Consider the following 20434-nt stretch of genomic DNA (forward strand, 5'->3'; position numbering starts at 1 on the left):
TTACCCATCAGTTCGTGGTTTCCGGCGGCAGCGTCTCCGGCACGGCCGCCGGATCCGTAGGCGTCTCGGCCTCCATGTCCAGCGTTTTCACGCCGTTCATGTCGATGAATTCATCGTACATCCATTCGCCGTCGACCTGGCTCAGGCCCGCCGGCACCGCGCGCGCGACTTGCGGGCGCGTCGACAGGGCCGTGCGCATGTAGTCGATCCAGATCGGCATGGCCAGGGTGGCGCCGAATTCGCGCCCGCCCAGCGATTTCGGCTCGTCATAGCCCATCCACGCCACCGCCACGATGCCGCCGCCGTAGCCGGCGAACCAGCCGTCGACGGCGTCGCTGGTGGTGCCCGTCTTGCCGGCAAGGTCGCTGCGTCCGAGTTTCTTCGTCGCCGCCGCGCCCGTGCCCGAGCGCGTCACTTCGCGCAGCATGCTGTCCATGACGAAGGCGTTGCGCGGGTCCAGCGCCAGGGTCTTGTCGTCGTTCGGCGCCGGCGGCTTGGTCTGCATCAGGATGGCGCCCTTGGCGTCGACGATGCGGTCGATCAAATACGGTTCCACCTGGTGGCCGCCGTTGGCGAACAGGGCGTAGGCGCCCGCCATCTGCACGGGCGTGACGGAACCCGTGCCCAGCGCCATGGTCAGGTTGTTCGGCTGGCGCGCCGGGTCGAAACCGAATTTCTCGAGGAAGTCGTGCGTGTACGACACGCCCAGCGCGCGCAGGATGCGCACCGAGGCCACGTTCTTCGATTGCGCCAGCGCATAGCGCATGGTGATGGGGCCGTCGAACTTGAAATCGTCATTCTGCGGCGCCCACACCTTGCCGCCCGCCTGCAGTGCCAAAGGCACGTCGTTGATCAGGGTGGCCGGCGAAAAGCCTTTTTCCAGCGCCGCCGAATACACGAAGGGTTTCATGGCCGAACCGGGCTGGCGCCACGCCTGCGTGACGTGGTTGAACTTTTGCAGGTTGTAGTCGAAGCCGCCAACCATGGCGTGGTAGGCGCCCGTGTCGACGTCCAGCGAGACGAAGGCGGCGGCCACCAGCGGCACTTGCGTGATGGCCCAGTTGCCCTTGGCGTCCTGGCTGATGCGGATCACGGCGCCCGGGCGCAGCTTGATGCCGGCGCCGGCCTTGGCGGACAGGGCCGGGGCGGCGAAGCGCAGGCCGTCGCCCGTGATGGTCTTGGCGTCGCCATCGCCCGTGTCGGCCACCACCTTGCCACTGGCGACGTCGGTGACGACGGCGGCGATCAGGCCGTCGCTGTCCGGGCGTTTTTGCAGCGCAACATCGATGGCGTCGTCGCGTTGTTCCGCATCAGGCGGCAAGTCGATGAAGGTTTCCGGGCCGCGGTAGCCGTGGCGCTGGTCGTAGGCGATGACGTTGCGGCGCGTCGAGGCGTAGGCCGCATCCTGGTCCGCCTTCAAGATCGTCGTGTAGACGCTGATGCCCCTGGTGTAGCTGTCTTCCTTGTATTGCGCAAACACGGCCTGGCGCGCCAGTTCGGCCACGTATTCGGCGTGCGTGTCGAAACCCTGCTTGCCGCGGCTGTTGACATGCAGCGGCTGCGCCAGCGCCTGCCGGTACTGGCCTTCGCTGATGTAATCGAGTTCGCGCATGCGTTTCAAGACCAGCTGCTGGCGCGCATGCGCCTTTTTCGGATTGCTGATCGGGTTGTGGCGCGAGGGGTTTTGCGGCAGGCCGGCCAGCATGGCCATTTCCGCGATCGACAGCTCGGACAGCGGCTTGCCGAAGTAGGTCTGCGCCGCGCTGCCGAAGCCGAACGAGCGCTGGCCCAGGTACATCTGGTTCATGTACAGCTCGAGAATCTGCTCCTTCGACAGGGCCGATTCGATCTTCAGGGCCAGCATGATCTCATTCAGCTTGCGCGAGGCGACTTTTTCGCGCGTCAGGAAGAAATTGCGCGCCACCTGCATGGTGATGGTCGAGCCGCCGCCGTGGCCGAAGCCGTGGCGCAAGTTCGACAGCACGGCGCCGCCGGCGCGCACGAAGTCGATGCCGTGGTGTTCGTAGAAGCGGCTGTCCTCGATGGCCAGCAGGGCCTTTTTCATCATTTCCGGCACTTGCGCGATGGGCACGAAGTCGCGGTGTTCCTCGCCGAATTCGCCGATCAGCACATTGTCGGCCGTGTACACGCGCAGCGGGATCTTCGGCTGGTAGTCGGTGATGACGTCGAGCGCGGGCAGGCGCGGTTTGACATACAGGAACAGGTAGGCGGCCAGCAGCAGGGCGCCAGCCAGCGCGGCGCAGCCGGCGAGGATGACGCCGCGCATGGCGGCGCGGCGCGAAGGCCAGGGAAATCCGGTTCGTTTGGCAGTCAAGGCAGTCTCACGTGAGCGTGCAAGGCACGGTGGCAGCGATTATAGACCAATGCGCCGGCGGCTCCGGCGCGGGCGGGGCGCCGGGGCCGCCCGTCGGGAGCGGGAGCAAAAAACCTTTTCATCGAAACGCGGCTGTGCGATAGTCTCGGCTTCAAGAAAATAGCCCGGGCGTCAATCCGGGCTGTTTATTTTATAAAATTAAGGATTTATTTATGGCAAAAGATGCAATGCCGAGCGCCGTGAAGCCGTACATCCCGGCCGATGCGAAGCTGCCCGAGATGACCTTCCGCGCGCTGTTGATGGGCGTCATCCTGGGGATGGTCTTTGGCGCCTCCTCGCTCTACCTGGTGCTGAAAGTGGGCCTGACCGTCAGCGCCTCGATTCCCGTCGCCGTGATCGCCATCACCCTGTTCGGCCTGGCCAAGAAGGTGGGCGGCAAGGATTCCTCGATCCTGGAAAACAGCATCACGCAGACGGCCGGTTCGGCCGGCGAGTCGCTGGCCTTCGGCCTGGGCGTGACCATGCCCGCCATCCTGATCCTCGGCTTCGACCTGGAAATCTCGCGCGTCATGCTGGTCGGCGTCCTCGGCGGCCTGCTGGGCATCCTGATGATGATCCCGATGCGCCGCACCATGATCGTCGACCAGCACAAGGAACTCAAGTTCCCCGAAGGGACGGCCTGCGCCGAAGTGCTGAAGGCGGCCGCCACGGAAGAATCGCGCATCGCCGCCGGCGAAAGCATCGAAAAGGACTCGGCCGCCGCGAAGGACGCCAAGCGCCGCGCCAAGATCATCTTCGGCGGCTTCGCCGTCGGCCTGCTGTACAAGGTATTCAATATCTCGTTCAAGGGCTGGAAGGACACGCCGGGCGTGGAATTCGGCGCTCCGCTGAAGGCCGGCTCCATCGGCGCCGAGATTTCGCCCGAGCTGCTGGGCGTGGGCTACATCATCGGCCCGCGCATCGCCGCCACCATGGCGGCCGGCGGCGTGCTGTCGTATCTGGTGCTGATCCCGATGATCAAATTCTTCGGCGACAGCCTGACCACGGTGCTCTCGCCGGGCACCAAATTGATCAGCGAAATGGGCGCGGACGATATCCGCAGCGCCTACGTGCTGTACATCGGCGCCGGCGCCGTGGCGGCCGGCGGCCTGATTTCGCTGGTGCGCGCCATGCCGATGATCTGGCGCAGCCTGTCGGCCGGCCTGAAGGGCCTGGGCAAGGGCGTCAAGGTCACGTCGACCCTGCGCACGGAGCAGGACATCCCGCTGAAATGGGTGATCATCGGCTGCCTGTCCATCATCGCCGTGATCACCTTCGCCACGCCGCTGCACATGAATTTCCTCGGCGCGCTGCTGATCCTCGTCTTCGGCTTCCTGTTCGCCACCGTCTCGTCGCGCCTGACCGGTGAAATCGGCTCGTCGTCGAACCCGATCTCGGGCATGGCCGTGGCCACCCTGCTGTTTACCTGTCTGATCTTCCTGATCATGGGCTGGACGGGCGGGCGTTACTATGTGACCGCCTTGTCGGTGGGCGCCATCGTGTGCATTGCCGCCAGCAATGCCGGCACCACCTCGCAAGACTTGAAAACCGGCTATCTGGTGGGCGCCACGCCGCGCCTGCAGCAGTACGCGATCCTGGCCGGTGCGCTGTCGTCGGCCCTGATCCTCGGCCCGATCCTGCTGAAGCTGAACGAGGCGAGCACCGTCTACGTGCCGGCCGCGCAAGTGGCGCCTGGCCTGACGGTCGATGCGTCGAAGCTGACGGTGACGGGCGAGCTGCATGGCCCGCAAGCCGAGACCGACCACAATACGTATAAAGTCTGGCAAAAGACCGATACCGTGGGCGGCCCGGCCGGCAAGTACTTCGTCAAGGACGACGGCCAGCTGGCCTACCTGGTCGATCCGGGCATCAATGGCCATTACAGCAAGCGTCCGGACGGCTCGGAAGTGAAGAAATACGATGCGCCGAAGGCCGTGCTGATGTCCTACATCATCAAGGGCATCCTCGACCAGCAGCTGCCGTGGACCCTGGTGCTGTTCGGCGTGATGATCGCCGTGGTGCTGGAAATGGCCGGCATCCCGTCGCTGGCGTTCTCGGTGGGCGTCTACCTGCCGCTGTCGTCGACCCTGCCGATCTTCGTCGGCGGCCTGGTGCGCTGGCTGGCGGACCGCCGCAACAACAAGCTGGAACACAACGCCAGGCTCAATGACGAAGAGCGCCAGCTGGCGGGCGACCGCAGCTCGGGCGTGCTGCTGGCGTCGGGCTACATCGCCGGCGGCGCGCTGGCCGGCATCATCATCGCCATTACGGCCGGCGTGCTGACGCACTTCGACCAGATGATGGCCGACTGGGCCGAGCATGGCAACCCGTTCTACGCGGGCATGAACTCGGACGTGCTGTCGCTGCTGCCGTACGCTGCCATCATCGTGCTGCTGTATATCGTGGCGCGCGAGAAGAAAGCCGACAAGCCGCAGGCTTGATGTCTGACTAAGCCCCATGAAAACCGCCCGGCTCGCACCGGGCGGTTTTTTTATGCGCGGCGCCGGCTGCTCCAGGTATTTTGTTATAAAAATGAAATCAAATTGCCTCAAATGGTGTATTGTTCTTGCTATTTAAAATACAACATACTGGAGTTTTCCTCATGTCCAAGCTGCGATACCGTAACAAGTTGCAAGGTTTTATCTCTGCTGCCTTGTTGGCCGCCAGTCCGGTCCTGCATGCCACGCCTTTCCCCGTCGAGGCCATGTTTGAAGCGGAGGGCACGGCGCCCGGCGCGCCGTGGGTGCTGGAAAACGAGGGCGGCAACGTGGTGTCCGGCGGCGCCTACCTGAGCACGCCCGCCGACCTCGTGCGCGCGGACACGCCAGGCGCGGCAGCGCAATTGTCGTATCCCGTGGCCGTACCCCGCGACGGCACGTACACGATCTGGCTGCGCGTGCTGGCGCCGGCGGCCAGCGCCGCGTCCCTGTACCTGGCGGTCGACAGTGCCGCCTATGCCAGCGTCGCCGTGCCGGTGACCGTTGGCCAGCCAGCGCGGTGGACCTGGGTGCCCGTCACCCGCTGGCTCGCTGCCGGCGCGCGCGAACTGAAGATCAAGTACCGCGAGGGCGGCCTGGGGATCGACTGCCTGCTGGTGACGGCGCTCGCCGATTTTGTCCCGCAAGGCTATGGCGTGTACCCGCTGCCCACCGTGCTGCCGCCTGCCGGCGAACATCCGCGCCTGTTTGCCAGGGCAGGCGACCTGGCCGCGATACGCGGCCGTTTCGAGTCGGACGCGCAGGAGATGGCGACGCACCGCGCCGCCCTGAAGACGTTCATCGAGGCGCCGGCCGTCGTGGCGCTGCCCGTGTTCGTGCCCGGCGGTCCGGCCAGGAGCAACCACCAGACCGAGCTGGTGAGCAGGATCAAGGCGAAAGCGCTGCACTCGCTGCTGTACGAACACGGCTTCCCTGCCGCGCAGGCGCCGCGCGGCAGGGAAGCGGTGCAAATGCTGCTCGACTACCTGGCGGCCGTGCAGTTCGCGCCCGGTTACAATCACCCGAACGAAAAGGGCGAGGTCATCCTGGCCAGCGCCATGGTGTATGACTGGTGCTTCAATCTGATGAGCGCGCAGCAGCGCGCGTATGTCGTCACGCGCTTCACGCAGCTTGCGGCCACGATGGAAATCGGCTTTCCGCCATCGCGGCAGGGCGCCGTCGTGGGCCATGGCAGCGACAACCAGCTGTTGCGCGACCAGCTGTCCGCCGCCATCGCCTTTTATGACGAGGCGCCGCTGGTCTACAACATCGTTGCCGGGCGTTTTTTTGCCGACTATATCGCGCCGCGCAACTACGCCTACGCTGCGCAAGCCTATCACCAGGGCGCTTCCTACGGCACGGTGCGCTTCCTGGCGGACATGTACGCCGCATGGCTGTTCCGGCGCATGGGGGCTGCCCCCGTGTTCGATTCCGTGCAGCAGATGATGCCCTACCATTGGCTGTATGCGCGCCGCCCCGACGGGCAATGGATGCGTGATGGCGACGTCTACCATTCCTCCTACACCAACAGCACGCAGTACTGGAGCGAGCCGCTGGCCTTCCTGCTGCCGGCGACCTACTACAATAACTCCACGTTAAAGCATGAGTACCTGAAACAGTCGCTGCAGCAGTCGACGAACTTTATCCACACCAAGGACAGCATCTGGCCTGTGTTGCTTGGCAATACGACCATGGGCAGCACGCCCAGCCCCGCTGTGTTGCCCTTGACCAAGTATTTCCCTGATCCGGCAGGCTTGATGATCGCCCGCACGGGCTGGACCGAGGGCGAGCGCATTCAAGTGCAGTCGGGTAACGTGATCGCGACGATGAAGCTCGGTGGCGACTGGTTTGGCAATCACGAGCATTACGACGCCGGACATTTCCAGATTTACTACAAGGGCGGGCTGGCCATCGATTCGGGCATCTATAGCGGCAAGGATGTTGCCGACCCTTCCATTCCCCTGGAATACGGCAGCGCGCACGACATGAACTATCACAAGCGCACCATCGCGCATAATTCGATGCTGGTGTACGACCCCGGCGAGCATTTTGACGGCTATGCGAATGACGGCGGCCAGCGCTTTCCGGGCGAAGAGCCGCAAACCCTGGCGGAACTGGCGAACGGCTACAAGGTGGCCTCTGTCCTGCGCCAGCAGCAGGTCGGTACCGAGGCGGGGGCGCCGGACTTCAGCTACATCAAGGGCGACCTGACGGCCGCGTACAGCAGCAAGGTGCGCCAGTTCCAGCGCTCATTCGTGTTCCTGAACCTGAAGAACGCGGACCACCCGGCGGCCCTGATCGTGTTTGACAAGGTCAGTGCCAGCGATGCGGGGTTCAAGAAGACCTGGCTGCTGCACAGCCAGGGCGAACCCGAGATCAGCGGTGACACCGTGGTGATCCGGCGCACGGAATGGGACTACAACCACACCTTGCAGTACAACGGCAAGCTGATCAACCGCACCTTGCTGCCGGCGAATGCCGTGCTGGCCAAGGTGGGTGGCAGTGGCAATGAATTCAGCGTCGGCGGGACCAATTATGCGATCCAGCCGGAAGCCGAGTATTCGACCGAGGAAGCGGGTGCGTGGCGGCTGGAAGTCTCGCCGCCGGGGCCCAGTGAAACGGATTTGTTCCTGAACGTGATGCAGGTGATGGACGCCAGCAGCGCGCTGCCCGCATTGCCCACGACGGCCATCGATTCGCCCTTGCTGGCCGGCGTGAAAATCAAGGACCGCGTGGTGCTGTTTTCCAAGAGCGGCCTGCCGCTCGACGGGACGGTCGCCGTCGAGCTGCCGGCACAAAGCGCATCCATGCAGGTGCTGGTGACGGATTTGCAGGCGGGAAGCTGGACGGTGAGCAAGCGCGGCACGGGCGGTCCCATCGAGGATGAGGTGAATGCCGATGGCGGCACCCTGTACTTTATCGCCAATGGAGGCGGCTGGTACGACCTGCGGCGCAGCGCAGGCAGCACATCGAGGGCGGCGGCCGCATTGCCCGCATCACCGGCCGTGCCGTGACGGGCCGGCAGCAATAGGCCGCGCCGCCAGCTGCGCTGCGGTCGCGTAGATCGTCACGTGGTCCGATGCCAGCTGGCGCAGGTGGTTGAAAAACCCCTGCGCCGGTATCAGCCACGACGCCGCATCGCCCACCTGGCCGTTGCTGCGCAAGCCGGCGGCGTCGAACTCGCGCTGGAAATACCCGCGCAAGTCGGCCCGGCCGGGATGGTCGATGCGGCGCTGCGCGACGACGGGGTCGAAAGGGCGCACGGGCACTTCCCAGCGCTGGCCGCCGTGGTCCAGACAGGCCAGCAGCACGGTATTCTTTTCCCAGACGGGGACGGGAAAGGCGTCGCCCATGGCGTCTTCCAGCGCATGATAGAACGTCACCGGGCCCATGGAAATGCCCAGGCCCAGCACTTTCGCATGCTCGCAGCCGATGAAGCGCTGCCACGGCGAACCGGCGCCGAAGATCGAGGGCGCGCGGTGATGTGCTTCGGTCAGGTCGCCCGCATGGCGGCCCCACGCGGAGACGGAATGGGTGGGGTGGATGCTGCGGCAGATGCCGGCGCTGGCCAGGAACGCCTCGGGCAGGCGACCCATGTGCGTGCCATGGCGGCGCGGGTCGAATACATAGTCCTGCATCTCGCAGGTGGCGCGCACCGTGCCGCCGGGCAGGTAATAGGTGGGCAGCAGCAAGCTGCCTTGCGGGCCGACGGCGTCCTGCAGGGCATGGACCACGGCCGCCGCGCCGCCTGCCACGTAGCCGAGGCTTTTCAGCGAGGAGTGCACGAATAGCGTGTCGCCTGGCGCCACCCCGAGCCGCAGCAGGTCGGCCGCCAATCCGGCGCGCGTCACATGGCGCCCGCTCTGGCGGACGCGATGGGCGCTGGCGGCGCGGCGCCAGGCTTCCAGCACGGCCCTGGCGGCGCGTTTTGCCTGTTCATGCATCGCTGACTTCCCGCTTCAGTTTCAGTTCCAGTTCCAGCAGATTCGCGTCGATGCAGAACTTGGCCGCCCAGTTCAGGTAAGCCCAGGTGCCATAGTCGCCATCGACGGGAAACGAGCCCTTGACGCCGCCGCGCGCATGCGGCGGACCGTCGACGCTGATCGAGCGCCGCACGAAGCCATTCAACCGGCGTGCCGCGTCGAGAAAGCGCCGCTCGCCCGTGAGCTGGTACAGCAGGAACAGGCAGTGCGCGTTTTGCGCGGAACCGGTCAGGCAAACGTAGTCGGCCCCGGGCTGGAAGTCCGGACCCAGGCGGCCGGCCAGGTGGCCATCGGCCGCCACGGCCCTGGCGATGCCGGCACCGGTGCGCTTCGAGCAGGCCGCGCAAGGCGTAGCCGATGGTATGCGTCAGGGGCAGGAGCGGGTTGTCCAGGCAGTTCGAGGCGAGCCAGCCGTTTGGGCGCTGTTTGCTCAGCGCCCAGTCGACCTGGCGCAAGCCCGCCGCGCCGTAGCCGTGGCCAGGCGCCGCGCGATCCGCCTCGAACAGTCCCCATGCCACATGCGTTTCGTAGGCCTTCTCGCCGGCGCTGGCAAATGGCGTCGGATGTTTGCGCCAGCAGCCGTCCGCGTCCTGGCTGTCGCGCAGCCAGCGTGCCGCCCGATGCATGGCATCCTGGTAGGCGACGCCATATGCCACGACGCCGGCCGCCAGGCCCAGCAGGATCTGGCCCGTGTTGAAGGTGACGGGCACGCGCGGCGTGGAATCGACCTTGCCGCCCTGGAAGCCGCCTTCCGCGAACTGGATCGCCACGCACCAGTCGAGCATGTGGCGCGCGCGCTGGTGCAGCGCCTCGTCGCCCGCGCGCTGCGCCAGGGCGATCATGGTGGGGATGATGTAGCCGGTGGTCTCCGGATAAGAGCTCGACCATCCCGTCAGCAGGCTGTAATCGCGGGCGACGCCGCCGTCGGCCGAGGTGGAATGGTCTTGCGCCGCGCCCAGCCAGGCCGTGCAGGCCTGCACGACGGCTGCCGGGCCGGGATCGAAGGCGGGCAGGCCACGCGCATCCGACAGGCGCGCCATGCGTGCCGCCACCGGCAGGTTCGCCGGCGGCGCCAGTGTGTTCCTGATCTTCGCGAGCAAGGTGCGCATGGCGGCGATGACGTGGTGGTTGGTTCAGGCTACTGTAGCCCTGGCGGGCAGCACGGTTATTGACTTGCCGCAAGCGCAGCGTGTCCGTGTAGCGCAAGGGGCGGCAAAGCGTGTCGTCGCATTGCCGCCCCCAGAATTGACGCATAATGGAGGCCTCACCACCGTTGACGAGGCCCGCCATGAACAAGGTCACGCTTGAGTACTCGGTCGTTACCAATCCCGACACATTTGTCGGCTTCAAGTATTACGTCAAGGCGGGACAGGCATTCGACGCCGACGATTTCGCCTATTCCTACAAGTTGAACCGCTCCGACCTCGATCCGGACAGCGTGCTGGCGACCCGCGAAGCGGCGGCGAACCTGTTGCCTGGCGAGTGGCTGACGGTGTCGCATTCGATTGCTGCGTAGCCTGTCTTCCTGTTTTACGCTTGTGCCACTTTGACGGGCCCGCCAAGGACCGATGCACCTGACTCTTTCAGTATTTCCTGAGATGTCCATTGTTCCAACGCTGGCAGAACATGCCGAAGCGCTCGCCACGCTGGTGAGCGAAAACCGTGGACACCGGCACTTGCCTGTCCGCCGTGGCGCAGCCGGACTCGTTCGGCGAGACGCCAGCCTATCCGCTGGCCGCTGCCGCGCGCGCCGCAGCGGCGTAGTACTGGAATGGCAGAGTTTCCCGGCACGGTCTTGTGCGGCAGCATCCGCCTGAAAGAAATCGACGACGCCGACCGCAAGGCAAAATAGGCTGTTGCCTGGTCCGCCAATTCCAGGGGGCGGGGCAGCGCCAGCGCGTCGCTGCGCGCCATCCTGGTGCTGTCCGGTGGCCGGGATTTACGCACAAAGGCGTGTTGCGGCAATGGAGTTGTTAAATGGGGCTGATGGTTTGCCGTGGACGGATTTTGCGCCGGCTGGTGCGGCATTCCATTATGACGGTGTTTCCGAATTGTTGAAATTGCGCGGCCGTTGGTCATTGTTCACGCAGAATGGAGTGGATATAATGACGGCGGCGTGTAATTCGATGATCGATAAGGATGGCGCGTGAAAAAATTATTCCATGTAATTGTCCTATATTTTAAGGAATCAATGAAACGTATCCTTTCTGTCTGTATGTTAATGTCGGTAATGTCGGTAATGGCTGGATGCGCAACCTCCAGTACCGGACCAGTTGCGGCTGGACCTGATACCTTTGTTGTGTCTCGTCAAGCTGGTGCATTTCCGAGCGGAAGGGAGCCACTCCTGGCAGAAGCCCTTGTTGAGGCGAATGCCAAGTGTGCGACTGTCGGTAAAACAATGAAGTTGTTATCGACCGTTGAAAATCCGGGCCCTTATGTCTTCGGAAACTATCCGAAGGCTACTGTTGTATTCTCGTGTGCCTAATTAAAAATAAAATTCAATTGGATATGGATTAGCATGAAGAAATCTGTTTTTGCCTCATTTGTCTTGGTGACAGTTTTATCCGGCTGCGTGACGCAGCTCGATGCCGGTGCGGAAAAAGTACGCATAGTAACGGCTACGCAAAAAGACGATTGTGAATCGTTGGGCGTCGTTAGCACAGATCAGCAACTGGGACTCAATAAAGCCTCCAATTCAATGAATAAGGCGATTAATGAAGTTGCGCGACGGGGCGGTAATGCGATATTTTTGGTGTCGACGGGAACGAGCGGTCTGGATGGTGTCGCAGTCACTGCCGAAGCTTTGCGCTGCAAAAGCCGCTAATTGTTTCTATTTGAAGTCTGAAGGCCCCGCCGATACCGCCGAGGCCTGATTTTTCCGCCACTGCCCGAGTCGGGCAGTAGCGATAGCAGCGACGCCAGCGATTATTTGGCATATGCTGGTCGCGCAACCGTGTGCGGCCACACGAACCGCTGACTTTCACATCGATGCTTTCTTCGCCTGGTGCACTGCCCAGTCATTTCCCTACTATTTGCCCAGGCGGGCACACTGGCGCAAACCAGGCCCGCAGCTCCGCCTCGGCCTGCTGCGCAGTTGCCTGCGTCAAGGTCAGCACGATGATCTTTTCCTGCGCCGGCCGGCTCCCGTCGCCATCGGCCAGCTCGATGGCCTGCTCGAAGCTCGTGTAGCCGTGGCCGCATTCGCGCGGGCATTGCTGCACGATGCGCGCCGCCTTGCCGGCGATCCTGTCAGCCAGGTTGACGATGGGATTGCCGTCATAAAATGGCTGGCCGTTGGCAAAGGCGGTGCGCAGATAGGGCGCGCACTGGCCGTCGAGGAAGGCCAGGCGCGCCTGCCAGTACGCTTGCACGGCCGCATATACGGCGTGGTCGTCGAGAAAATCGGTAAACAGGAAGTCGTTCATCATGGTTTCTGCGGCTAGATGCCGAACACTTTCAATAGGGCGTCCGTCAAACCCTCGAACCAGCTGCCCACCTTGCCCGGCTGCTTGCCGTGGCGCGGGGTTTCTTCGTACAGGTAGACGCCGTTGTCGCCGTCGAAGCGGTCGTTGAGCAGCGCCTGCTGGCCGCGCAAATACGGGATGAAGGTTTCGCTGCGCAGGGTCGAGTACAGCACGTCGGTGCTAAATCCCAGGGTGGCGGACTGGCTGATGGCGCGGCCCTGGCCCGCGCGTTCCAGGCGCACGCCGCGGCAGCCACGCACGATCAGGGTGACGGGGCCGCGAAAGACGATGAAGCGCAGCTGCAGGGTAAGCCAGGCGTGCAGGCTGCCCAGGCGCCAGTGGCTGGACATTGTCAGCGGCTGGCCGGCGTCGCAGAGCAATCCCACGAGGCCCCGAGGCTGGAACACCAGCGCGCTGCCGGCCGGCAGGTGGACGATGGCCACTTCCAGCAGCGGATCGTCGCTGGCGGAAATCGTCACGGACGCCGGCTCGTCGCTGTGCAAACGCGTCAGCGCCACCATGCCGGCCGCCAGGCTGGTCAACGGAAAGCGCCAGTCCAGCAACCACTGCGTGCGATTGCGCGTGCTGACGGGCGACGATTGCAGGTATTCGGGGTGGATCAGCATGACCTGGCCCGGCGCCAGCCGCAGCGCCTGCGACACGGCGGAGATGCGCGACTCGCCAGGCAGCGATGGCGACAGCGGCAGGGCGTCGCCCGCCAGTTGCAGCTCGCGCGCGATCGACAGCGGCTGCAAACGCGAGGCGAGGGGCGCCAGCACGAAGTAAAAGAAGGCCTTGATCGCCAGCGGCAGCAGGATGGCCGACAGCACCAGCAGGGCGGCCGTGGGCGCCACGTCGAGCACGGGAGCGCGCCAGCGGCCGATCCAGTTGCGCGCCAGCTGCGTCTCGGTGGCCGCCATCGCCGCATGCATGGGCGCCAGCGCCCCTGCCAGCGCCGCTTGATCGATGGCAAATGGCGCGGGCCGGGCGGCGTTGGTGGTGTCGCTGGTGCGCGCGCGCTGCGCCAGCCAGGCCCGGTACGCGTGCAGGTTGATTTCGCGCAAGCGCTGGCCTTGCGCTTCGAGCCGCGACAGCTGCGCGTGGGCGTCGCTGCCGGGCAGGCGCGCCGCCAGCGGATGCTGCGCTTCAAGCTGCTGGCGCTGGCGTATGTTTTGCTGCAATGCGGCATAGGCGCTGACGTGCGCCGCGTGCAGGCGCGCCAGCGTGTGCCGCGCATCCTCGCCGCTGATGGCCGCCTGCAGGGCAAGCAGGTAGCGCGCTTCCTGCGCCAGCACTTCGATCTCCACGCGGCGCCTGGCCTCGTCCTGCGCATGGGCGGCCAGGACGCCGGCGTCGGGCAGGGGAATGGTAAACAGCGACGGTTGCTGCTGCGCGCGCAAGGCGGCCAATTGCGTTTGCACTTCGCTCAGGCGGGCCGCGATGGTCGCTTGCGAGGCGTGTGTCAGGGCGTGCATGCGGGCGGTGGCGGCACTGGCCAGGCCGGCGCCATGGCCGTCGGCCGTGACGGACGCCAGCCTGAGCGCGGCGATGGCATCGCTGCTGGCGCTATAGGCGCGCCATTCGGCCAGCAACAGGCGTCCGGCCAGCAGGATGACGATGAACAGCGCGAACTGCAGCGCATGGCGCAGCAGGAAGCGCAGGATGGCCGTCAGCAGCTGGCGCAAGGAGAGCGCGCCTCAGCTTGCCGCGCTATCGGCGTCGGCGCAGCATTTCTTGTACTTCTTGCCGCTGCCGCAGTGGCAAGGGTCGTTGCGGCCCGTCTTCGGCACTTCGCGCAGCACGGTGGCGCCGGGCTGGTGCTGTACCTGGCTTTTCAGGTGGCGCTGGCGGGCCCAGGCCGCGTTGATGGCGATGACGGCGGGAATCACGCCATCCATGGCCGTTTCGGCCGCATCGTCGTCGAGTTCGCTGGCCGTGGCCAGGTGCTGGAACGGCGCCAGGTATTGCGGATGGCTGACGGCCAGGGCCGCCCACTGGGGCTTGTCCAGGGTCGTGCCCAGGATAAAACCGGCGCACCAGGCGGGCACGCTCCATTCGGGGCCGCAGACGTAGATCGGTTCGAAGCTGTCCGGGTCCTTCGCCAGCCATTCGACCATGTAGCCATGGTGGCGCTGCGCCAGGGCGGCGGCCCGTTCGCTGTCCGCGTCCTGTGCCGGCGCGGCGCTGCCGGCCGCCTTGTCCCATACCCAGGGCAACCATTGTTCAGGCGCGATTTGCTTCGGGCTCAGGGCCACGGCCGTGAGGAAACCTTCCAGCATCGACACGTCCATGGCGGCGCCGGCCAGGGCTGGCGCCGCCAGCAGGGTGTCGAGTTCGGCGTATTCGTCGTCGGAGAGGGGCGTGGTGGTGGACATGCTGGACATGGGATTCTTCTGTAATGTGGGTGGAGTGGCCATCGGCCCTGGCGGTATTGTACCGCCCGGCCAGGGGGAAACGGTGGCCGGAATGAAAAACGGCGGCCCGCAGGCCGCCGTTTTGATCTAAAACAAGACGCTTATTTCACGCCGTGCATCAGTTTGTTGATCAACGGTGCGATCAGGAACAGCACGACGCCGGCGCCCAGCAGGGACCAGAAGCCGAAGGTGTAGCCGGACAGGGCCGACTGCACCGACATGCCGCTTTCGCCGCTGACGTGGCTGGCGAAGATGCCCGACAGGTTGTTGCCGATACCGGTCGACAGGAACCAGCCGCCCATGCCCAGGCCCACCAGGCGCACTGGCGCCAGCTTGGTGACCATCGACAGGCCGATAGGCGACAGGCACAGCTCACCGATCGATTGCAGCACGTAGACGGTGGTCAGGGTCCAGAACGGGATCTTGTTGTCGGCGCCAACCAGGCTCGACAGAGCGAAGATCAGCAGGCCGAAGGCCAGCGCATTGCCCAGCAAGCCCAGGCCGAACTTGCGCGGGATCGATGGATTGACGTTGTGGCGCGCCAGGAAGACCCAGACGGCGGCGATGATCGGGGCGAAGACAATGATGGCCACCGAGTTGACGGTCTGGAAGTAGGCGGTCGGGAAGATCCAGAAGCCCAGGTCGCGGTTGACGATCTTGTCAGCCAGGAAGGTGAACGAGCTGCCTGCCTGTTCGAAGAACATCCAGAACAGGATGTTGAAGACAAAGATCAGCAGCATGGCGATGACGCGGTCGCGCGCCACCTTGCCGTTGCGGATGCCTTCGATCATTAGCATCACGGCCAGGCCGATGAACAGCACGGTCAGGACGATTTGCAGTTTTTGCGCGCCCACGGTCAGCAGGAAGTACACGAGCGGGATCACGCACAGCGAGCCGAGGGCTACCCAGATGACGCGCATCGGGTTGCCGGCACCGGTTTCCGGTGCGCCGATGCCCTTCAGGGCGCGGCGGCCGATGGCGAACCATACCAGGCTGATGATCATGCCGAAGCCGGAAGCCATGAAGACCATCTTGTACGAAGGCATGGCGCTGGTGCCGAAGATCGATTCGGCCAGCCACTGGGTGAAGACAGGGGCGACCATGGCACCCATGTTGATGCCCATGTAGAAGATCGTGAAGCCACTGTCGCGGCGCGGATCGGCTGTCGTGTACAGCTTGCCGACCATGGTCGAGATGTTCGGCTTGAACATGCCGTTACCGACGATCACGGTGGCCAGGCCCAGGTTGAAGATGTCCTGGTTCGGTACCGAGATGCAGAACAGGCCGGCAGCCATGAAGACGGCGCCCAGCAGGATCGAGCGCTGGTAACCGATGACCCGGTCGGCGATGTAGCCGCCGAACAGGGCGCCGGCGTACACCAGCGCGAGGAAGGAACCGTAGGTAAGGTTGGCCGCTGCCTGACCCGAACCGTCGCCACCGTGGAACTGGGCCACGATGTACAGTACCAGCGCCCAGCGAACTCCGTAGAACGCGAAGCGCTCCCAGAATTCAGTCATGAACAACATCCACAATGGGCTTGGATGGCCCATAATCTGCTTGAACTCGGGAATAACGGCTTCCTTGTTGGGCGTAGTCGCACCGCTCATGCGGTTCCTCCTGAAAAATTATTATAGTCAATCGATAAAACAAACTTATGGAAGCCTGCCGGGCTGCGGGCACTCTCATGAAGAACCGACCACACGGGAATTCCAATAGGCTGGCATTCTAATCTACAAATTGCGCTGAGCGAAGGTTTCCATTCGCATTAGCAAGAATGACTGTTTCATATTAGTCAAACCGGTTTGCATGCAGGGGGCGATCGCGGCGATTTTGCGGCACCACAGCACAACTTGCCTGACTTGTCGTATATTGCTAGTGCAATACCTTCGAGCATCGATTTTTAAAGGGATTTTTCGCATTATGGAACACGACGTTATCGATACTCTGGTTTCACCGGAAGGCCGCCTGGACGTGCTCTCCAAGACTGAAGTCAACAAACTGCTCGACACCAGCCAGGGCGGCCTGTACAACACGTTCCGCCGCTGCGCGCTGGCGGTGCTCAATTGCGGCAGCACCATCGACGATGGCCGCGCCTTGCTTGAGCGATATCAATCGTTTGAAATTTCCATCATCCAGCGCGAGCGCGGCATCAAGCTCGACATCAAGGGCGCGCCGGCCATCGCCTTTGTCGACGGCAAGATGATCAAGGGTATACACGAACATCTGTTTGCCGTCTTGCGCGATATCATCTTCGTCAGCGATGAAGTCACGGGCAACCCGAAATTCGACTTGCAGAGCACGGAAGGCGTGACGGACGCCGTCTTCCACATCCTGCGCAATGCCAACGTGCTGCAAACCCAGCTCAACCCGAACCTGGTCGTGTGCTGGGGCGGCCACTCGATCAACCGCGCCGAATACAATTATTCGAAGGAAGTGGGCTACCAGCTGGGCTTGCGCGGCCTCGACATCTGCACCGGCTGCGGCCCGGGCGCCATGAAGGGCCCGATGAAGGGCGCCACCATCGGCCACGCCAAGCAGCGCCTGCACAATGGCCGCTACCTGGGCATCACGGAGCCGGGCATCATCGCGGCCGAATCGCCGAACCCCATCGTCAACGACCTGGTCATCATGCCGGACATCGAAAAACGCCTGGAAGCGTTCGTGCGCGCGGGCCACGGCATCGTGGTCTTCCCCGGCGGCGCCGGCACGGCCGAAGAGATCCTGTATATCCTTGGTATCTTGCTGCACCCGGACAACGCCGACATCCCGTTCCCATTGATTTTCACGGGGCCGGAAACGTCGCGCGAATATTTCGTGCAGATCAACCAGTTCATCAGCGACACCCTGGGCCCGGAAGCGCAGCAGCGCTACAAGATCATCATCGACGACCCGGAGCTGGTGGCGCGCGAGATGCTCGAAGGCATACGCCAGGTGCGCGAATTCCGCAAGGCGCACAGCGACGCCTATTACTTCAATTGGCTGCTGAAGATCGACCACGAATTCCAGAAGCCGTTCCACCCCACGCATGAAAACATGCGCAACCTGAGCCTGCACAAGAACCAGCCCACGCACTTGCTGGCGGCCCAGCTGCGCCGCGCGTTTTCCGGCGTGGTGGCGGGCAACGTCAAGGACGACGGCATCCGCTCGATCGAAGAGCACGGCAACTTCGAAATCCACGGCGACAAATCCATCGCCGGCCCGATGGACGCGCTGCTGGCCTCGTTCGTGGCGCAGCACCGCATGAAGCTGGCGGGCACGGCGTATGTGCCGTGCTATACCGTGATTCAGTAGTGCGGGATGCGTAGGTCGGATTGGCGTGCAAGCGCGTCATCCGACATGAATGGCCAACAATGTGTCGGATGACGCGTAGCGCCAATCCGACCTACGTGGCGACAGAAGTGAAAAAGCCGCCTGATCTTGCGATCAGGCGGCTTTTTATTGGCCAGCGTCCGTGCTTATTCTTCGCGGCGCAGGTGCGGGAACAGGAGGACGTCGCGGATGTTCGGCGAATCCGTGATGATCATCATCAGGCGGTCGATGCCGATGCCGCAGCCGCCGGCTGGCGGCATGCCGTATTCCAGCGCGCGGATGTAGTCGGCGTCGTAGAACATCGCCTCTTCATCGCCGGCGTCCTTGGCCGCTACCTGCGCCAGGAAGCGGGCCGACTGGTCTTCCGCGTCGTTCAACTCGGAGAAGCCGTTGGCGATCTCGCGGCCCACCATGAACAGCTCGAAGCGTTCGGTGATGCCGGCCACCGTGTCGGAGGCGCGCGCCAGTGGCGACACTTCGACCGGGTAGTCGATGATGTAGGTCGGTTCCCACAGCTGCGCTTCGGCCGTTTCCTCGAACAGCGCCAGTTGCAGCGCGCCCAGGCCGGCCGTGGCGAACGGCTTGACGCCGAATTTTTTCAGCTCTTCCTTGATGAATTCGGCATCGTTCAACTGTTCCGGCGTGTAGCCTGGAGCATACTTGTTGATCGCTTCGACGATGGTCAGGCGATGGAACGGTTTTGCCAGGTCCAGTTCGCGGCCGCCATAGGTCAGCGTGGCGGTGCCGTGCGCGTCGATGGCGGCCTGGCGGATGACGGCTTCCGTGAAGTCCATCAGCCATTTGTAGTCGGTGTAGGCCGCGTAGAATTCCATCATCGTGAATTCAGGGTTGTGACGGATCGACACGCCTTCGTTGCGGAAGTTGCGGTTGATCTCGAACACGCGGTCGAAGCCGCCGACGACCAGGCGCTTCAAGTACAGTTCGGGCGCGATGCGCAGGAACATCTGCATGTCGAGCGCATTGTGGTGCGTGATGAACGGCTTTGCCGCGGCGCCGCCCGGGATCGTGTGCAGCATCGGCGTTTCCACTTCCATGAACTCGTTCTTTTCCATGAAGCGGCGGATCGACGAGATGGCGGCGGTACGCGCCTTGAAGGTGCGGCGCGTCTCTTCGTTCATGATCAGGTCGACGTAGCGCTGGCGGTACTTCGTTTCCTGGTCGGCCAGGCCGTGGAATTTGTCCGGCAGCGGGCGCAGCGACTTGGTGATCAGGCGCAGTTGCGTGACCTTGATGGTCAGTTCGTCCGTCTTGGTCTTGAACAGGGTGCCTTGCACGCCCAGGATATCGCCCAGGTCATAGTGGTGCAGGGCGGCCATGGCCGCTTCGCCGGTGAGATCCAGCGTGGCGTAGATCTGGATGCGGCCGTCGGCCTTCGGGCCGGAAGCGTCCTGCAGGGTAGCGAAGGCGGCTTTCTTGCCCGCTTCGCGCTTGAGCATCATGCGGCCGGCCAGCACCACGTGTACGGGGTTCTCTTCCAGCTCTTCGCGCGACTTGCCGTCGTATTGCGCGTGCAGATCGGCCGCCTTGTGCTCAGGGCGGAAATCGTTCGGGAAGGCGACGCCTTGTTCGCGCAGTGCGGCCAGCTTGGCGCGGCGCTCGGCGATGATCTTGTTTTCATCGGGGGCGGCGGCTTGTTCTTGGATATCCGTAGTCATGGTGTTCTTCGTGATTGATGATTGATGGTTATGTCGTTGGCGTGCCGGCGGCAAACGCTGCCGGCTGGCTGGCGAACAGCGCCTCGACATCGAGTTGGCTGAAGTCCTGCGCGATACAGATGATGTTGTCGAATGCGGCAAACGCGTCGGCCGGCAGGGTGGTGGTCAGGACCACGACCCGCATGCCGGCGCGGCGCGCCGCTTCCACGCCCAGGGGCGCGTCTTCGAAGACGATGCAGTGCTGCGGCAGCGCGCCGGCCAGCTGCGCGCCTTTCAGGAAAACGTCCGGATGCGGCTTGCCCCGTTCCACGTCGGCGGCGCCGACGATGGCGTCGAAGCGGTGGCGCAGCTCCAGGCCGTCGAGCGTGAACGCGATATTCTCGTTCGGCGCCGCCGTGCCCACCACCAGCCCGACGCCGGCCTGGCGCGCGCTGGCGATCAGCTGGTCGAAACCGGCCACCGTGGCCAGGTGCGGGCCATACAGCTCGCGGTAGACGACTTCCTTTTCGGCCAGCAGGGTGACGTGATCGGCATCCTCGCCCAGGTATTTGGCGATGATTTCGTGTCCCTGCCGTCCTGCCGTGTCGCGGAAGAAGGCGTCCGCGTCCAGCGCATGGCCCTGGCGTTCGAAGAACGCCAGCCACGATTGCGTGTGGAAGGCCATGTTGTCGACGATCGTGCCATCCATGTCGAACAGGAAGGCACGCTGCGCCACTGCCGGAGCGGAGGCGTTCATC

At 63.9% G+C, this 20434-nt stretch carries 17 protein-coding genes; 8 read left to right on the plus strand and 9 right to left on the minus strand.

Translation table 11 applies throughout. From position 1 onward, the window contains the following. Nucleotides 1-7: 7 nt before the first annotated feature. Entirely contained in the window at nucleotides 8-2287 is a 2280-nt protein-coding gene (locus tag O0880_RS09705; protein ID WP_289887336.1) for a PBP1A family penicillin-binding protein, read from the minus strand. A gap of 260 nt (nucleotides 2288-2547) precedes the next feature. Here O0880_RS09705 and O0880_RS09710 point away from each other — a divergent pair, with 260 nt between their 5' ends. Both O0880_RS09710 and hepB read left to right on the plus strand, forming a co-directional pair. Beyond that, the gene (locus O0880_RS09710; protein ID WP_289886195.1) at nucleotides 2548-4815 is read left to right on the plus strand and encodes an oligopeptide transporter, OPT family; all 2268 of its coding nucleotides are present in this window, start codon (nucleotides 2548-2550) and stop codon (nucleotides 4813-4815) included. A 161-nt stretch (nucleotides 4816-4976) separates the two neighbouring features. Then, the gene (hepB, locus tag O0880_RS09715) at nucleotides 4977-7865 is read left to right on the plus strand and encodes a heparin/heparin-sulfate lyase HepB (protein WP_289886196.1); all 2889 of its coding nucleotides are present in this window, start codon (nucleotides 4977-4979) and stop codon (nucleotides 7863-7865) included. On the opposite strand, the gene O0880_RS09720 is transcribed toward hepB, so the two are convergent. Further along, nucleotides 7848-8795 (minus strand): AAC(3) family N-acetyltransferase, encoded by a 948-nt coding sequence (locus O0880_RS09720; protein WP_289886197.1) that lies wholly within the window; start codon nucleotides 8793-8795, stop codon nucleotides 7848-7850. The two genes, hepB and O0880_RS09720, sit on opposite strands and share 18 nt — an antisense overlap. Beyond that, nucleotides 8788-9135: a hypothetical protein gene (locus tag O0880_RS09725; RefSeq protein ID WP_289886198.1), complete on the minus strand. Its 348-nt coding sequence runs from the start codon at nucleotides 9133-9135 to the stop codon at nucleotides 8788-8790. Before O0880_RS09725 ends, O0880_RS09720 begins: the two co-directional genes overlap by 8 nt. 389 nt (nucleotides 9136-9524) lie before the next feature. Between O0880_RS09725 and O0880_RS09730 the strand changes: the two genes are divergently transcribed. The 5 genes from O0880_RS09730 (at nucleotide 9525) to O0880_RS09750 (ending at nucleotide 11658) form a co-directional block, all read left to right on the plus strand. Next, nucleotides 9525-9692 carry a hypothetical protein gene (locus O0880_RS09730; protein WP_289886199.1) on the plus strand — a complete coding sequence of 56 codons (168 nt, stop codon included), beginning with the start codon at nucleotides 9525-9527 and terminating at the stop codon, nucleotides 9690-9692. Nucleotides 9693-9872: 180 nt separating this feature from the next. Further along, the gene (locus tag O0880_RS09735; RefSeq protein WP_289886200.1) at nucleotides 9873-10142 is read left to right on the plus strand and encodes a hypothetical protein; all 270 of its coding nucleotides are present in this window, start codon (nucleotides 9873-9875) and stop codon (nucleotides 10140-10142) included. Next, the gene (locus O0880_RS09740; protein WP_071323224.1) at nucleotides 10123-10350 is read left to right on the plus strand and encodes a hypothetical protein; all 228 of its coding nucleotides are present in this window, start codon (nucleotides 10123-10125) and stop codon (nucleotides 10348-10350) included. Before O0880_RS09735 ends, O0880_RS09740 begins: the two co-directional genes overlap by 20 nt. 630 nt (nucleotides 10351-10980) lie before the next feature. After that, the gene (locus O0880_RS09745) at nucleotides 10981-11319 is read left to right on the plus strand and encodes a hypothetical protein (protein WP_156894758.1); all 339 of its coding nucleotides are present in this window, start codon (nucleotides 10981-10983) and stop codon (nucleotides 11317-11319) included. Between the two features lie 33 nt (nucleotides 11320-11352). Next, nucleotides 11353-11658 carry a hypothetical protein gene (locus O0880_RS09750; protein ID WP_289886201.1) on the plus strand — a complete coding sequence of 102 codons (306 nt, stop codon included), beginning with the start codon at nucleotides 11353-11355 and terminating at the stop codon, nucleotides 11656-11658. 193 nt (nucleotides 11659-11851) lie between these two features. Here the strand turns inward: O0880_RS09750 and O0880_RS09755 are convergent, their stop codons facing one another. The 4 genes from O0880_RS09755 to O0880_RS09770 form a co-directional block, all read right to left on the minus strand. Continuing rightward, nucleotides 11852-12262, minus strand: a complete 411-nt coding sequence (locus O0880_RS09755; RefSeq protein WP_289886202.1) for a hypothetical protein — start codon at nucleotides 12260-12262, stop codon at nucleotides 11852-11854. 11 nt (nucleotides 12263-12273) lie between these two features. Continuing rightward, complete coding sequence (locus O0880_RS09760; protein WP_289886203.1) at nucleotides 12274-13983, minus strand: hypothetical protein; 1710 nt, start codon at nucleotides 13981-13983, stop codon at nucleotides 12274-12276. Nucleotides 13984-13995: 12 nt separating this feature from the next. Continuing rightward, on the minus strand, nucleotides 13996-14682 hold the full coding sequence (locus O0880_RS09765; protein ID WP_232251226.1) for a UPF0149 family protein: 687 nt from the start codon (nucleotides 14680-14682) through the stop codon (nucleotides 13996-13998). Nucleotides 14683-14813: 131 nt separating this feature from the next. Further along, the gene (locus tag O0880_RS09770; RefSeq protein ID WP_071323228.1) at nucleotides 14814-16319 is read right to left on the minus strand and encodes an oligopeptide:H+ symporter; all 1506 of its coding nucleotides are present in this window, start codon (nucleotides 16317-16319) and stop codon (nucleotides 14814-14816) included. 313 nt (nucleotides 16320-16632) lie between these two features. Here O0880_RS09770 and ppnN point away from each other — a divergent pair, with 313 nt between their 5' ends. After that, nucleotides 16633-18003 carry a nucleotide 5'-monophosphate nucleosidase PpnN gene (gene ppnN / locus O0880_RS09775; RefSeq protein WP_071323229.1) on the plus strand — a complete coding sequence of 457 codons (1371 nt, stop codon included), beginning with the start codon at nucleotides 16633-16635 and terminating at the stop codon, nucleotides 18001-18003. Between the two features lie 164 nt (nucleotides 18004-18167). Here the strand turns inward: ppnN and lysS are convergent, their stop codons facing one another. Continuing rightward, on the minus strand, nucleotides 18168-19697 hold the full coding sequence (gene lysS, locus O0880_RS09780) for a lysine--tRNA ligase (protein WP_071323230.1): 1530 nt from the start codon (nucleotides 19695-19697) through the stop codon (nucleotides 18168-18170). 28 nt (nucleotides 19698-19725) lie between these two features. Beyond that, nucleotides 19726-20433 (minus strand): HAD family phosphatase, encoded by a 708-nt coding sequence (locus O0880_RS09785; RefSeq protein WP_289886204.1) that lies wholly within the window; start codon nucleotides 20431-20433, stop codon nucleotides 19726-19728. Nucleotide 20434 lies beyond the last annotated feature (1 nt).

The sequence above is a fragment of the Janthinobacterium sp. SUN118 genome (assembly GCF_030397695.1).
Classification (GTDB): Bacteria; Pseudomonadota; Gammaproteobacteria; order Burkholderiales; family Burkholderiaceae_D; genus Janthinobacterium.

What these genes read in the sequence shown, in the direction of transcription:
- O0880_RS09710 (WP_289886195.1), top strand. Translation starts at nt 2,548, where the DNA reads ATGGCAAAAGATGCAATGCCGAGCGCCGTGAAGCCGTACATCCCGGCC.
- lysS (WP_071323230.1), bottom strand. Translation starts at nt 19,697, where the DNA reads ATGACTACGGATATCCAAGAACAAGCCGCCGCCCCCGATGAAAACAAG.
- hepB (WP_289886196.1), top strand. Translation starts at nt 4,977, where the DNA reads ATGTCCAAGCTGCGATACCGTAACAAGTTGCAAGGTTTTATCTCTGCT.
- O0880_RS09770 (WP_071323228.1), bottom strand. Translation starts at nt 16,319, where the DNA reads ATGAGCGGTGCGACTACGCCCAACAAGGAAGCCGTTATTCCCGAGTTC.
- O0880_RS09750 (WP_289886201.1), top strand. Translation starts at nt 11,353, where the DNA reads ATGAAGAAATCTGTTTTTGCCTCATTTGTCTTGGTGACAGTTTTATCC.
- ppnN (WP_071323229.1), top strand. Translation starts at nt 16,633, where the DNA reads ATGGAACACGACGTTATCGATACTCTGGTTTCACCGGAAGGCCGCCTG.
- O0880_RS09735 (WP_289886200.1), top strand. Translation starts at nt 9,873, where the DNA reads ATGCGTGCCGCCACCGGCAGGTTCGCCGGCGGCGCCAGTGTGTTCCTG.
- O0880_RS09785 (WP_289886204.1), bottom strand. Translation starts at nt 20,433, where the DNA reads ATGAACGCCTCCGCTCCGGCAGTGGCGCAGCGTGCCTTCCTGTTCGAC.
- O0880_RS09720 (WP_289886197.1), bottom strand. Translation starts at nt 8,795, where the DNA reads ATGCATGAACAGGCAAAACGCGCCGCCAGGGCCGTGCTGGAAGCCTGG.
- O0880_RS09765 (WP_232251226.1), bottom strand. Translation starts at nt 14,682, where the DNA reads ATGTCCAGCATGTCCACCACCACGCCCCTCTCCGACGACGAATACGCC.
- O0880_RS09755 (WP_289886202.1), bottom strand. Translation starts at nt 12,262, where the DNA reads ATGATGAACGACTTCCTGTTTACCGATTTTCTCGACGACCACGCCGTA.
- O0880_RS09740 (WP_071323224.1), top strand. Translation starts at nt 10,123, where the DNA reads ATGAACAAGGTCACGCTTGAGTACTCGGTCGTTACCAATCCCGACACA.
- O0880_RS09705 (WP_289887336.1), bottom strand. Translation starts at nt 2,287, where the DNA reads ATGCGCGGCGTCATCCTCGCCGGCTGCGCCGCGCTGGCTGGCGCCCTG.